This is a genomic window from Streptacidiphilus sp. BW17 (genome assembly GCF_041262485.1).
Lineage (GTDB): Bacteria > Actinomycetota > Actinomycetes > Streptomycetales > Streptomycetaceae > Streptacidiphilus.
In genome coordinates this window covers 87,730-100,097 of sequence record NZ_JBGCCR010000008.1, presented here as the reverse complement: position 1 = coordinate 100,097, position 12,368 = coordinate 87,730, and the positions used below count along the sequence as shown (strand labels likewise).

At 71.8% G+C, this 12,368-nt stretch carries 12 protein-coding genes; 5 read left to right on the top strand and 7 right to left on the bottom strand.

What is annotated here, in order from left to right; translation table 11 throughout:
• Positions 1-25: 25 nt before the first annotated feature.
• Positions 26-781 (top strand): SDR family oxidoreductase, encoded by a 756-nt coding sequence (locus tag ABH940_RS12455; RefSeq protein WP_370105257.1) that lies wholly within the window; start codon positions 26-28, stop codon positions 779-781.
• Here the strand turns inward: ABH940_RS12455 and ABH940_RS12450 are convergent.
• The 3 genes from ABH940_RS12450 to ABH940_RS12440 all read right to left on the bottom strand — a co-directional run bounded on the left by ABH940_RS12450 (position 750) and on the right by ABH940_RS12440 (position 3,526).
• Positions 750-2,066 carry an MFS transporter gene (locus ABH940_RS12450; protein ID WP_370105256.1) on the bottom strand — a complete coding sequence of 439 codons (1,317 nt, stop codon included), beginning with the start codon at positions 2,064-2,066 and terminating at the stop codon, positions 750-752. The genes ABH940_RS12455 and ABH940_RS12450 overlap by 32 nt on opposite strands.
• 74 nt (positions 2,067-2,140) lie before the next feature.
• Positions 2,141-3,025, bottom strand: coding sequence for an MBL fold metallo-hydrolase (locus tag ABH940_RS12445; protein ID WP_370105255.1), 885 nt, complete (start codon positions 3,023-3,025; stop codon positions 2,141-2,143).
• Between the two features lie 81 nt (positions 3,026-3,106).
• Positions 3,107-3,526: a Fur family transcriptional regulator gene (locus ABH940_RS12440; RefSeq protein WP_370062612.1), complete on the bottom strand. Its 420-nt coding sequence runs from the start codon at positions 3,524-3,526 to the stop codon at positions 3,107-3,109.
• A 368-nt stretch (positions 3,527-3,894) separates the two neighbouring features.
• Here ABH940_RS12440 and katG point away from each other — a divergent pair, with 368 nt between their 5' ends.
• Complete coding sequence (gene katG, locus ABH940_RS12435; protein WP_370105254.1) at positions 3,895-6,117, top strand: catalase/peroxidase HPI; 2,223 nt, start codon at positions 3,895-3,897, stop codon at positions 6,115-6,117.
• 90 nt (positions 6,118-6,207) lie between these two features.
• Here katG and ABH940_RS12430 read toward each other — a convergent pair whose 3' ends face one another.
• The 3 genes from ABH940_RS12430 to ABH940_RS12420 form a co-directional block, all read right to left on the bottom strand.
• The gene (locus tag ABH940_RS12430) at positions 6,208-7,035 is read right to left on the bottom strand and encodes a sterol-binding protein (RefSeq protein WP_370105253.1); all 828 of its coding nucleotides are present in this window, start codon (positions 7,033-7,035) and stop codon (positions 6,208-6,210) included.
• 69 nt (positions 7,036-7,104) lie between these two features.
• Positions 7,105-7,512 (bottom strand): STAS domain-containing protein, encoded by a 408-nt coding sequence (locus ABH940_RS12425; RefSeq protein ID WP_370062606.1) that lies wholly within the window; start codon positions 7,510-7,512, stop codon positions 7,105-7,107.
• A gap of 104 nt (positions 7,513-7,616) precedes the next feature.
• On the bottom strand, positions 7,617-8,618 hold the full coding sequence (locus ABH940_RS12420) for a hypothetical protein (protein ID WP_370105252.1): 1,002 nt from the start codon (positions 8,616-8,618) through the stop codon (positions 7,617-7,619).
• Between the two features lie 231 nt (positions 8,619-8,849).
• Between ABH940_RS12420 and ABH940_RS12415 the strand changes: the two genes are divergently transcribed.
• From ABH940_RS12415 to ABH940_RS12405, 3 genes are all read left to right on the top strand, one after another.
• Complete coding sequence (locus ABH940_RS12415) at positions 8,850-10,376, top strand: sensor histidine kinase (protein ID WP_370105251.1); 1,527 nt, start codon at positions 8,850-8,852, stop codon at positions 10,374-10,376.
• 33 nt (positions 10,377-10,409) lie between these two features.
• A complete protein-coding gene (locus ABH940_RS12410) occupies positions 10,410-11,066 on the top strand; it encodes a response regulator (protein ID WP_370062600.1) in 657 nt (218 codons plus the stop codon).
• A gap of 147 nt (positions 11,067-11,213) precedes the next feature.
• A complete protein-coding gene (locus ABH940_RS12405) occupies positions 11,214-11,711 on the top strand; it encodes an alkylmercury lyase family protein (protein ID WP_370105250.1) in 498 nt (165 codons plus the stop codon).
• A 142-nt stretch (positions 11,712-11,853) separates the two neighbouring features.
• Here ABH940_RS12405 and ABH940_RS12400 read toward each other — a convergent pair whose 3' ends face one another.
• On the bottom strand, positions 11,854-12,327 hold the full coding sequence (locus ABH940_RS12400; protein ID WP_370062594.1) for a diadenosine tetraphosphate hydrolase: 474 nt from the start codon (positions 12,325-12,327) through the stop codon (positions 11,854-11,856).
• Positions 12,328-12,368: the final 41 nt, after the last annotated feature.

The following is a 12,368-nucleotide window of genomic DNA, read 5'->3' as shown; positions in this document are numbered from 1 at the left end:
CTGGTCGCAGTCGAAAGGCGGGGGGATGGACGTGGGGCTCACCGGGCGGACCGTGGTGATCACCGGTGCCGGACGCGGCTTCGGACGCGGACTGGCGCTGCGGATGGGCAGGTTGGGAGCCAGGCTGTTCATCTCGGCGCGCAGTCTGGAGTCCGCCGAGCGCGTCGCGGACGAGGTCCGCGCCGACAGCGGCACGGAGATCCACGCCTCCGCCTGCGATCTGTCCCGGCCGGAGACGATCCTGGCCTTCGCCGAGCGGGTGAGCACCCAGACCGACCACGTCGACGTCCTGGTCAACAACGCCGCGCGCTACCTGCACGGCCCCGACCTCTGGGACGCCGACGACGCGGCGATCGCGGACACCGTCGCGTCCGGGGCCACGGGCACGGTGCTGACGACCAAACACTTCCTGCCGCTGCTACGGAAGTCGGCGGCCGGTGCGGACGTGGTCAACCTGGTCTCCTCGGCGGCCGAACCCCGCAACCACCGGTCCGACGCACACCCGGCCTTCTACGCCGCCAAGGCCGCCCAGGCGGGCCTCGCCGACGTCCTCTCCGCCCGCCTGCGCCCGGAGGGGATCCGGGTGATCTCGCTCTATCCGCCGGACTTCGACGACAGCGACCCACTCGACGCGAACGCCGCCCGCCCGAACCGGTCGGACCGCTCGGACCGCTCGTCGAACAGCCCGCTGTCGGCCGATTCCGTGGCCGACTGCGTGCTCTTCGCCCTCGGCCAGCCGCGCGACTGCTTCACCCGCTCGTTCCACTTCGAGCAGCTCTGAGCGGCGTCCCCTCCGCCTCCTCTCCTGCTGCCACGGCGAGTTGGTCCTGTCGCCAGGGCAGCAGCAGACCGCTGGCCAGGCAGAGCACGCCCGCCACGGCGACAGCCGTCCGGATGTCGGCGAACGCGGCGACCGCGCCGCCGAGGACGATCGCGAGTGGCTGCGCGGCCTTGGTGCTGACGGACCATGCCGTCATGACGCGCGCCAGCATGTCGTCCCGCGTCGCCGACATCCGGTAGGCGACGAACGTCGGGTTGAAGACCCCGGCCGCGAAGAGCAGCGCCGTGTCCACCACGACCAGGAAGGCCAGCCCGAACGGTCCGGCCGGCACCCAGGCGAGCAACAACAGCCAAGGGGCGCGCACCACTCCGAAGAGCAGCAGCATCCGGTGCGGACCGAGCCGCCAGCTCAGCCGGGTCGTGAACCGCGACCCCAGCACCCCGCCCAGGCACGGCAGGCCCAGCGCCAGCCCGTACTGCCACGGCGTGTAGTGCAGGTCCCGCAGCATCAGCACGGCCAGCAGCGGACTGCTCATCATCACCGCCCCGCTGAACAGCAGCGAGTTCCAGAAGAGCGGACGCAGGCCCGGATGCCGGAGGATGGCGTGCCATCCGGCGGCCAGCTCAGCACGCTGTGCTGCTTTCCCCTCGGCTTGCGACGGCCGCGTCGGCGGCGCGGGCTCGGGGCGTCGGATGGCGCGGACGCCAACGGCCGACAGCAGGAAGGAGAACGCGTCCACCGCCATGGTGACCGTCGCCCCGCACGCCCCGATCAGCAGGCCGCCCAGCGGCGGGCCGGCCGTCTGGCTGATCCAGTCCGTGGTCGCGAAGTGCGCCGCGGCGCGGAGCCGACCGGCGGACGACACCAGCCCCTTCAGATGCGCGGTCCCCGCCACCCCGAACGCGATCGCCGCAGCCGCCTGGACCACGCCGACCACGCAGAGCTGGGCGTACGTCAGGACTCCGAGCCCGGCCGCCACCGGCACGCTCGCCAGCGCGACACAGCGGACCAGGTCCGCCGCCATCATGACGGGCCGTTTGGTCCGGTACTCGATCCGGCTCCCCAGCGGCAGCGCGATCGCCGCCCCGGCCAGCGCCGACAACGCGGCCAGCAGCGAGACCTGGAACGTCGACACGTGCAGCGCCAGCACCGCGACCAGCGGCAACGCCCCGGCCCCGACGGCACTCCCCGCCGCGCTCACCGCGTAGGCGGTCCACAACCTCCGGAAGTCCCGCCCGAGGTCCCGCCCGAGGTCCCGCGGCTCGTCCGTCGGCGAAGAGATCATGACCGCCGAGCATAGGACGTGCTCGGAGCAACGGAACAGCGGGAGGGCTCACTCCGGATGTGTGAGTCCTCCGCTCACCACTGATGCGAGGCGAAGTCGACCGGCGTCGGCCGCAGTTGACGCGTGCGCGCGGTCAGCGCGCGCAGTTGCTCGGCCATCTCCTCGGGCGCGAGGTGCTTGCGGTCGCCGTGCCCCGGCAGCACCCAGGCGAAGCGCAGCTGGGGTGCGGTGCGGGTCAGCGAGGCCGCCAACTCCCGGATGGAGTACCAGGTCACGTGCTCCGCGACCGCGAGCGCGCCCTTGGTGCGCGACCAGTAGAGGCTGTCGCCGCTGAAGCAGTACCGCTCGTCGGCGACGAACAGGACGCTGCCCTCGGTGTGTCCCGGGAGCGGGTAGGCGATCACGCCCTGCGCGATCTCGGTCGGCTCGATGCCGCGCAGCACCTGGTCGGCGTCGCGGGCGGCGGCCAGGTCGCCCTCGTGGATCCACAGCCGCGCACCGAACCGGTCCGCATACCGGCGACCGTGGGCCGCGTGGTCCCGGTGCGTCAGCAGGACGTCGGTGACCTGGCCCGACGCCTCGTACCGGTCGGCGAGCGCGGCGGACCAGCGCGGCGTGTCGACCATCATCTGCGTGCCGTCAGGCCGGCGCAGCAGGTAGGAGTTGGCGGCGGCAGTGTGCGGCGAGTTGTGGCCGCAGAACAGGACGTTCTCATCGAGCGCCATCGGGTACGGGTCCGCGGCGGTGTCGAGCGGCTGCTCCGGTTGCCGGATCGACCGCGTGTGGCAGGCGAAGGCGGCGGCGTGCATCCGGGCGAGCTCGTCCGCGTCACGCGGCTGCCGCACCACCTCCGAGCGCCCGCCGACCTGCTCGATCAGCCCGGGCGCCAACTGCCGCGCCACGTCGCAGTTGGTGCAGCGGTCGTCCACGTACCAGTCGTTGTGCGAGCCGTCGTCCATGGCACTCCCCCGGTGCGGTGCTGTCGATCTCGGCCTTCGGCGGGCGAACCAGCTCAGGCCTTGACCCTCAGGCTATGACCCTCAGGCCTTGGCCGCGCAGTCCGGGCAGAGCCCGCGGTAGGTGACCTCGACGCCGGAGACGGCGAAGCCGAAGCGCTCCGTCGACGGCAGGGCGATGAGCGGGTCACCCGTTGGGTGGACATCGCGGATGGTGCCGCAGGACTGGCAGATCAGGTGCTGGTGCGCGTGGTGGGCGTTCGGGTCGTAGCGCTTGGCGCGGCCGTCCGTGCTGACTTCGAGGACTTCGCCGAGGCTGACCAGCTCGCCGAGCGTGTTGTAGACCGTCGCCCGGCTGATCTCCGGCAGCAGCTCCACGGCGCGCGCGTGGATCTCGTCGGCGGTGAAATGAACGTGGTCGCCGTCCAGGACCTGGGCGACGACCCGCCGCTGCGCGGTCAGCCGCCAGCCGCGGGTACGGAGCCGTTCCAGCAGGTCGCTCATGCGTCGAGGGTAGCAGCCACTCGGATGTTGTTCGAGATTGGTGTCGGCATTGACTTAGACAAGGTCTAAGATAGGGTTCGAGGCGGCACCGGATGGACGCAAGGACGGCCTGGAGTTATCGCACGTGACTGCCTACCCAACGACGGGGATTCACATTCCCGTCGTCGACGACCGCAACGCGCAGGCCGCGTGGGCGGCGCGCAGACCGCGCACCGCGCAGACCGCGGGTCGGGCCTGCTTGTCCGCCGTGCAGGACGAACCACACGAGCGACACGAATTCCTGCACGCGACACGCACCGGCCTGAACGCCCTCGCCTCTTCCTCTCAGCCAGACTTCGGAGTTACTCGTCAAGCCCGGAAGGATTCCCATGTCTGAGACCCCTGACGCAATGGTCGGAGCGGAGGGCTCGGGTGGTTGCCCGGTCGTGCACGGACGTGCCACGCACCCCACGCAGGGTGGCGGAAACCGCCAGTGGTGGCCGGACCGGCTCAACCTGAAGATCCTCGCCAAGAACCCGGCCGTGGCCAATCCGCTGGGCGAGGACTTCGACTACGCGGCGGCCTTCAAGTCGCTCGACCTCCCGGCCGTGAAGCAGGACATCGCCGAGGTGCTCACCACCTCGCAGGACTGGTGGCCCGCCGACTTCGGCAACTACGGCCCGTTCATGATCCGCATGGCCTGGCACAGCGCGGGCACCTACCGCATCAGCGACGGCCGCGGCGGCGGTGGCGCCGGTCAGCAGCGCTTCGCCCCGCTCAACAGCTGGCCCGACAACGGCAACCTGGACAAGGCGCGCCGCCTGCTCTGGCCGGTCAAGAAGAAGTACGGCAAGAACCTGTCCTGGGCCGACCTCATGATCCTGGCCGGCAACGTGGCCCTGGAGCAGATGGGCTTCGACACCTTCGGCTTCGCCGGCGGTCGCGCGGACGTCTGGGAGCCGGACGAGGACGTCTACTGGGGTCCCGAGACCACCTGGCTCGACGACCAGCGCTACACCGGCGACCGCGAGCTGGAGAACCCCCTCGGGGCGGTCCAGATGGGCCTCATCTACGTCAACCCCGAGGGCCCCAACGGCAACCCGGACCCGATCGCCGCGGCCCGCGACATCCGTGAGACGTTCCGCCGGATGGCGATGAACGACGAGGAGACTGTCGCGCTGATCGCCGGCGGCCACACCTTCGGCAAGACCCACGGCGCCGGCCCGGCCGACCACGTCGGCGCGGACCCGGAGGCGGCCCCGCTGGACGAGGTCGGCCTGGGCTGGAAGTCCAGCTTCGGCACCGGCAAGGGCGGCGACGCGATCACCTCCGGCTTGGAGGGCATCTGGACCAACACGCCGACCACCTGGGACAACTCGTTCTTCGAGATCCTCTTCGGCTACGAGTGGGAGCTGTTCCAGAGCCCGGCGGGCGCCAACCAGTACCGGCCGAAGGACGGCGCCGGTGCGGGCAGCGTGCCGGACGCCCACGACGCGTCCAAGAAGCACGCGCCGACGATGCTGACGACGGACCTGTCGCTGCGCTTCGACCCGGCCTACGAGCAGATCTCGCGCCGCTTCCTGGAGCACCCCGACCAGTTCGCGGACGCCTTCGCCCGCGCCTGGTTCAAGCTGACCCACCGCGACATGGGCCCGCTCGCCCGCTACCTCGGCCCGGAGGTCCCCTCCGAGGTGCTGATCTGGCAGGACCCGGTCCCGGCCGTGGACCACGCGCTGGTCGACGACGCCGACGTGGCCGCGCTCAAGGAGAAAGTGCTGGCCTCCGGCCTCAGCGTCTCCGAGCTGGTTTCCACTGCGTGGGCCGCTGCCTCGTCCTTCCGCGGCAGCGACAAGCGCGGCGGCGCCAACGGCGGCCGCATCCGCCTGCAGCCGCAGGCCGGTTGGGAGGTCAACGACCCCGACCGCCTCGCCACCGTGCTGCGCAAGCTGGAGGGCATCCAGGAGTCCTTCAACTCCGCCCAGTCCGGCGGCAAGAAGGTCTCGCTGGCCGACCTGGTCGTGATCGCGGGTGCGGCGGGTGTCGAGAAGGCGGCCAAGGACGCCGGCTACACCGTCACCGTCCCCTTCCACGCGGGCCGCACGGACGCCACGCAGGAGCAGACGGACGTTGAGTCCTTCGCCGCACTGGAGCCGGCAGCCGACGGCTTCCGCAACTGGACCGGCAAGGGCAACCGCCTCCCGGCCGAGTACCTGCTGCTCGACAAGGCCAACCTGCTGACGCTGAGCGCGCCGGAGATGACCGTCCTCGTCGGCGGCCTCCGTGTGCTGGGCGCCAACCAGGGCCAGTCCTCGAACGGCGTCCTCACCACGACCCCGGGCGTGCTGACGAACGACTTCTTCGTCAACCTGCTCGACATGGGCACCGCGTGGACGGCCGCCGCCGACGACGCGTCCACCTTCGAGGGCCGCGACGCCGCCACCGGCAAGGCCAAGTGGACCGGCACGCGTGCCGACCTGGTCTTCGCCTCCAACTCCGAGCTGCGCGCCCTCGCCGAGGTCTACGCGAGCGACGACGCGAAGCAGAAGTTCGTCAAGGACTTCGTCGCGGCGTGGAGCAAGGTGATGGAGCTGGACCGGTTCGACCTGCGCTGAGCCTGAGGGTTCGGATCAGCTGACACTGACGTCCGGGTCGGCCCGCAGGGGCCGGCCCGGACGTTCTGCGTTCCCGCTTTCGGAACAGCTTCAGGGCGCACGGAAGTACGTCGCGAAGGCCGCCGCGAGCCGAGGGCGGCGTCCCCAGGCGAGGACCCGGCCGCGCGCGATCGCACCCCACGGCGAGCAACGGCCCAGCGCGATCAGGAAGAACGTCACCGGCTCGCTGATGATCGTGCAGTCACTCGGCCCGGCCGGGCCACCGGACTTCGGCGCCACCTCCAGCGAACCGGAGGTGAACCGGGCCGACCAGCGGTCGCGCGAGCCGCGCAGACCGAGCGTGAACGTGGCCGTCAACTCACCCACCACGTCCGGGACCACCACCCGCGGCATCGCGGTGAAGAGGAACGGCAGGCAGAGCTCCACCCGGCGGCGGTCGACCATGTGCGGGCGGCGCAGGGCGCGGGCGATGTCCCAGCCGTGGCCGAGCATGTGCGTCAACAGGTAGGAGCCGAGCGTGTCCAGGCGCATCGGGCCCATCGGCGTCACCACGGGTTCCGTGCCGGGCCGTTCGCCCGCCGCGTCGACGTAGGCGCGCGCCTGGTCCAGCACGCCGTCGGCGAGAACCGCCAGGTCGCGCTCCGGAAAGGCGACCAGGGACGCGGCGTTGGCGCCGGCGAGGCTCTCGGGCGTTCCGTTCCCGTACGGCGGCAGGTCCACTCCGGCCGCGATCTCGGCCATCAGCGCGTTGGCGAGCACCAGGTGCGCGGCGGCCTCGGCCACGGTCCACTCCGCTTCGGGTATCCGGACCGTCCCGTCGACGCCCGAGCGGAGCAGAGCGGCGATGTCCTCGGCGGCGGCCAGGACCTCATCGTGAAGCTCCTGGCGTCCGCGCACGTCGAGCAGCTGTCCGGCCATGGTCACGTAGCCTGGGGCACAACGGGCGTACTGTCCAGTCCCCGCGCAAACCCGTCCATCGACGAACTGTCATGAAACGGTCGGGAAACATCCGCTGACCCGGCACAGCGCCAACAGGCGGCGCAGCAGCCGCGAGGGACGGGCCAGGTAGATCCGCACCGCGACCGACTCGGCCGCCCGCCGGGCACTGAGCAGCCCGCCCACTCCGCCCGCGTCGCAGAAGCGCAGGGCGTCCATGTCCAGCACTATCCGGTGGCGACCGCGCACCAACGCCCGCTCCACGGCGTGCAGCAGACAGGGGACTGCGGCCCGGTCCAACTCGCCGGAGAGGCGCAGCACGACGGCGTCGTCGCACAGGTCCGTCCGGACGCGGAAGTGGGTGCAGCAGACGTGCGCGGCGGGCGAGGCGAAGGGGCGGGCGGTTCGGGGGGCATAGGTTCCGGTGGTGCGGTCACCGGGGCGCAGGAAGGCGGGCATGGCGGGTAACTCCTGTGGCAGGGAGGGATGGAGGATGATCGGCGGATCCGAGAAGGGGCAGCGGCCCTCTGCGGGCCGCTGCTCAGCTCTCTACTGACTGCTCGTCACTTCTTGGCACTCATCCGCTTCTTGACCATTCCGGCACCGATCACGCCGACACCAGCGACCAGGCCCGCGCCGACGGCCAGCAGCACGGTGTTCTCGTCCGAGCCGCCCGAGTGCGCGGCAGTGTCGCTGCTCGGCTTCGCGGTCGAGGTGTGCGCGACCGGGGCAGCCTTGTGCGCGACCGGTGCGGCCGGTTGCGCCGGAGCCACCGGGGCGACCGGCTGCGCGGGCGGGGCGACGGGGGCCAGGGGCAGCAGGGACGGGTGGGCGGCCGGCGTCACCGGCACTGCCGGAGCAACCGGATGGGCAGGGGCCACCGGCTTGACCGGGGCGACCGGGGTGGCGGGCTTCACGGGGGCGACCGGGGTGACGGGGGTGACCGGCTTCACCGGCGGGGTCACCGGCGTCACGGGGGTCACGGGCTTCACCGGGGTCACCGGAGTGACGGGAGTGACGGGAGTGACCGGCGTGCTGACCGTGAAGCTCCCCGGCACCGTCTCGTTCGCGCCGGAGCCGTTGACGCAGGACACGGTCACCGGGTCGGACCCCGCCGGAATGTCGGGCAGGACCGTCGCAGTGGCGGTGAAGGCCTGCGGGTTGGACGAACCGATCGTCGCCGATCCCCCCGCGAAGAACGGCGAGGATATGCCGGTCAGCGTCACAGCGTCGTCCGGACAGGTACCGCTGATGTTGACGTTGCCGCCGCCGTCGATCGGCGCGCCCGCGTCCGTCGCGGAGGTGACGCTGACCGCACCGCCGGAGGAGATCGCCGCGCTCGTCGAGTTGGCCGGCGTGGTCGGGCTGTCCGGGGTGGTCGCGGTCCCGGTCGAGTCCGCCGGGGTGAACGGGGTACCCGTCGGGTCCGCCGTGGAGCTCGCGGTCCCGGTGGAGCTCGCGGTGCTCGTCGGGCTCGCGGAGTCCGCGAACGCGACGGGCGCGGCGAGAGTCAGGGTTCCCGCGGCCAGGACAGCTGCACCGGTGAGAAGAATCGTCGACTTCATTGTTTTCCCCAAAGCGTGTCCCACTCGTACGGACCAGGTGGATCATCCGGCCCGGCGGGTCTGCTGACCTGCGCTTTCCACTGTCGTCGGCAAGGGGGGACGGCAGGGTCAACCGATCGGGGGGTCGGGTGGATGATCCGCGCACCACCCGGACGGGGCTGGTGGGAGACTGAGAACGGCGGAGGGCTCGACGGACATCCACGGGACTTCCACGGGACTCCGGGAGCGACGATGGCACCCAACCCCAGCGCCCAGGCAGAAGCCGGCTCGACCCGCACTCGCCGGCCGAGCGGCCTCCTCGCGTCCCTGCGCCGGCTCCCGGCCTTCTCGGGATCCCCCGAGCTCGGGTTGCCCGACGCCGCCGACAAGCACGCGGTCGGCGAGATCCTGCGGGCCCACCAGCACCGCGCGGTCCGGGTCCAGGCGGCGCTGCGGGCGTGCGTCTTCCTGGTCGTGCTGGCGAGCCTCCTCCTGATCCGCCCGCACGAGCAGGTCCGGCTGACGCTCGTGCTGACCCTTCTCTACGGGGTGTGGAGCGCGGGGATGGTCGTGGCCTCCCGGCGCGAGGACGGGCCGCAGCAACTGGTCTGGGCGGTGGCGCTGGTCGACCTGCCGTTCCTGGCCGTGATCCTGGGCGTGGCCGGTGCGTTCACCGACCCCAACTGGTCCACCCCGCTGAGCCCGGACGCCTTCATCTTCGTGCCGCTGCTGGCCTCGTTCCAGCTCAGTCCGGTGGTCACGGCCGTGGCCGGCCTCGCGGCGACAGTCACCTACATCGCCGCATCCGGCATCGGCCACCTGCACGCCTCCCCCGACCTGCACTACACGCTGGCCAACGGGCTGGTGCTGGCCACGCTCAGCGTGGCGGGAGTGGTGCTGTCGCGGATCCAGCAGTCCCGTGTGCGGATGATCGCGGAGCTGGCCCGCCAACGTGGGCAGTTGCTGGCCCGTACGGTCGCCGCCGTAGACGAGGAGCGCCGCGACCTCGCCGAGGCCCTGCACGACGGCCCACTGCAGAACGTGCTGGCCGCCAGGCTGGACCTCGACGAGGCCCACCACCTCACCCGCAGGGACCGCGAAGCCGTTCCCGTCTCCCCTGCTTCCCCCGCCTCCCCCGTCGAAGCCGAGGCCACCACCGAGGGCGCACTCGAACGCGCCGACGAGGCGCTGCGCGAGGCAGCCCGCCAGCTGCGCTCCTCCGTCACCGAGCTGCACCCCGCCTCGCTGGAGCAGGCAGGCGTCTCGCCCGCGCTGCGCGACCTGGCCGAGCGCGCCGCCCGGCGCGGCGGCTTCACCCTCGCCTTCCGCAGCGACGCGGTGTCGGCGGGCCACCGCGCCGACCGGGTGCTCTACCGCTGCGGGCGCGAACTGCTGACCAACGTGGTCAAGCACGCGGGCGCCGGGCATGTGGAGGTGGAGCTGTCGCTGGTCGACGGCGTCGCGGTCCTCGCCGTCCGGGACGACGGCATCGGCCTACCGGTCGACGGGGACGGAGATGGGGACGGCGAGGTCGGTCGGAGTGCGCGCGTCACCCGTGGCCATATCGGCCTGTCCGCGCAGCGGATCCGCGTCGAGGAGGCGGGCGGCACCCTGGTCCTCGGCCCCAACCGCCCTCGCGGCACCACCGCCACGGTCACCCTCCCCCTGCCCCTCCCCCCGACCTCGCAGGCGGCGCACGCCGCCCCGGCATACGATGGCGGCACCGGGACGGACGGCGTGATCCCCCCGCCCAACGGGCCAGTCACGAACGCACGGTGAGCGCGATGCGGAGAGCCCGATGCGGAGAGCGCGATGAGCCGGACAACCCAGCAGGACCGACTGATCCGGGTCGTGGTGGCCGACGACCACCCCCTCTACCGGGAGGGTGTCCGCCGCTCGCTGGCCCTGAGCGGTCGCGTCGAGGTCGTCGCCGAGGCGGAGACCGGCCGCACCGCGCTGGCCGCGATCCGTGAGCACCTCCCGGACGTCGCCCTGATCGACTACAAGATGCCCGACCTCGACGGCATCGCCGTGGTGCACGCGGTCGTCCGCGACGAGTTGCCGACGCGCGTGGTGCTTCTCAGCGCCTTCGAGGACAGCGGCCTGGTCTTCAAGGCCCTCCAGGAGGGAGCGGCCGGCTACCTGCTCAAGGACTCCTCCCGCGACGAGATCGTCGACGCCGTCGCCCAGGCCGCCGCCGGACGCTCCGTCGTCCCGGCCCACCTGACCGACGGCCTCGCCGCCGAGATCCACGCCCGCCGCGAGGTCGACGCCCCCGTCCTCTCCGCCCGCGAACACGAGGTGCTCGAACTCTTCGCCCAGGGCCGCAGCGTGCCGGAGGCGGCGGCAGCGCTCTTCCTCTCTCCCAGCACGGTCAAGAGCCATGTCCAGCACCTCTACGCCAAACTCGGCGTCTCCGACCGCGCCGCCGCCGTCGCCGAGGCGATCCGCCGCGGACTGCTGGAGTGACAGTCCGTCACATACGCGTGCCACGGAACGTGTCAGAGGGAGGGACTAGCGTGGGGCCCGAGCGCGGGCTTCGGGCGGTGTAGCAGGCCGTTCTCCGCACCTTCGCCACCACCGGCACCCCACCCGCGACCGTCCGAGCTGAAGCCGGTGGCCGAGCCCTTCGGCGTCCCTGCCGCCCAGGTGCTCGCCGAGCTGGCGGCAGAGGACTTCCTCACCCTGGACGAGACGGGCGGCATCCAGGCGGCCTACCCGTTCTTCGCCTCCCCCACCGAACACGTCGTGCAGCTCGCCGACGGTCCGACGGTCTGGTCGATGTGCGCGATCGACGCGCTCGGCATCCCGGTCATGCTCGGCACCGACGCCGTCATCACCTCCACGGACGCGGTCACCGGCGAACAGATCCGCGTGGAGTTCACCAACGGCCACGCCACCTGGCAACCGCCCACCGCCGTCGTCTACTACGGTGCCACCCCCGCCGACGGCCCGGCCGCCGCCGTCTGCTGCGGCTACCTCCGCTTCTTCGCCTCCCGCGCCACCGCCGAGCAGTGGACCGGCGCCCACACCGACCTCACCGGCGCCGTCCTCGACCAGCTCGAGGCCGAACGCCGCGGTGCAGACATCTTCGGCTCTCTGCCGAATAACTGACAGTCAGTCAATCTTCCTGCTCGGGCGGTGAATCCACCGTCGACGGCGATGGTCGTGCCGGTGATGTACCGCCCGTCGGCGCTTTCCAGATGGGCGACCGTGGCGGCGATCTCGCTCGCCTCGGCATAGCGGCCGAGGGCGGCTACTCGGCGAGCCGGTCCAGCTCCGCACCGATGGCCTCGCGCAGCGGGCGGTGCTCCGGGCCGAGCGCGTGGCCCGGGTTGCTCCACTTCTCGCGTGGGTGGAGCCAGACCGGGCGGCCGACCAACTCGGGCGGCTCCCACTCGTAGCGGGGCCAGATGTGGGCGTGCAGCATCGGGGCGGTATTGCCGAGGATCTCCAGGTTCACCCGCCGGAACGCGGGATCCAGACGACCGCAGACGCGCTCGACGGCCTCGCCGATCCGCTCCATGTCGGAGAGGAACGCCACCCGCCTGGACCGCGGCAGTTCGGAGAGTCGCTGCACGGACGGGTCATCCACCAGCAGCACCGAGTACCCCGGAAGGAACTGCACGTCCCCGATCGTCGCGAACCCCGCGTCCAGCCTTCGCATCACCGAGGGGTTCGTGCCGTCGAGCGCGCTGCCGATCCGGTCCTTGCGCCAGTCCTGGGTCATAGCCGAGCACGATAGGCAAGATCGCGGTCCCTGGGCACCTC

Coding starts and splice junctions, on each gene's coding strand:
- ABH940_RS12430 (WP_370105253.1), bottom strand. CDS start 7,035: ATGGCCGGACAGCTGCTCGACGTGCGCGGACGCCAGGAGCTTCACGAT.
- ABH940_RS12415 (WP_370105251.1), top strand. CDS start 8,850: ATGGCACCCAACCCCAGCGCCCAGGCAGAAGCCGGCTCGACCCGCACT.
- ABH940_RS12410 (WP_370062600.1), top strand. CDS start 10,410: ATGAGCCGGACAACCCAGCAGGACCGACTGATCCGGGTCGTGGTGGCC.
- ABH940_RS12455 (WP_370105257.1), top strand. CDS start 26: ATGGACGTGGGGCTCACCGGGCGGACCGTGGTGATCACCGGTGCCGGA.
- ABH940_RS12450 (WP_370105256.1), bottom strand. CDS start 2,066: ATGATCTCTTCGCCGACGGACGAGCCGCGGGACCTCGGGCGGGACCTC.
- ABH940_RS12420 (WP_370105252.1), bottom strand. CDS start 8,618: ATGAAGTCGACGATTCTTCTCACCGGTGCAGCTGTCCTGGCCGCGGGA.
- ABH940_RS12445 (WP_370105255.1), bottom strand. CDS start 3,025: ATGGACGACGGCTCGCACAACGACTGGTACGTGGACGACCGCTGCACC.
- ABH940_RS12400 (WP_370062594.1), bottom strand. CDS start 12,327: ATGACCCAGGACTGGCGCAAGGACCGGATCGGCAGCGCGCTCGACGGC.
- ABH940_RS12440 (WP_370062612.1), bottom strand. CDS start 3,526: ATGAGCGACCTGCTGGAACGGCTCCGTACCCGCGGCTGGCGGCTGACC.
- katG (WP_370105254.1), top strand. CDS start 3,895: ATGTCTGAGACCCCTGACGCAATGGTCGGAGCGGAGGGCTCGGGTGGT.
- ABH940_RS12425 (WP_370062606.1), bottom strand. CDS start 7,512: ATGCCCGCCTTCCTGCGCCCCGGTGACCGCACCACCGGAACCTATGCC.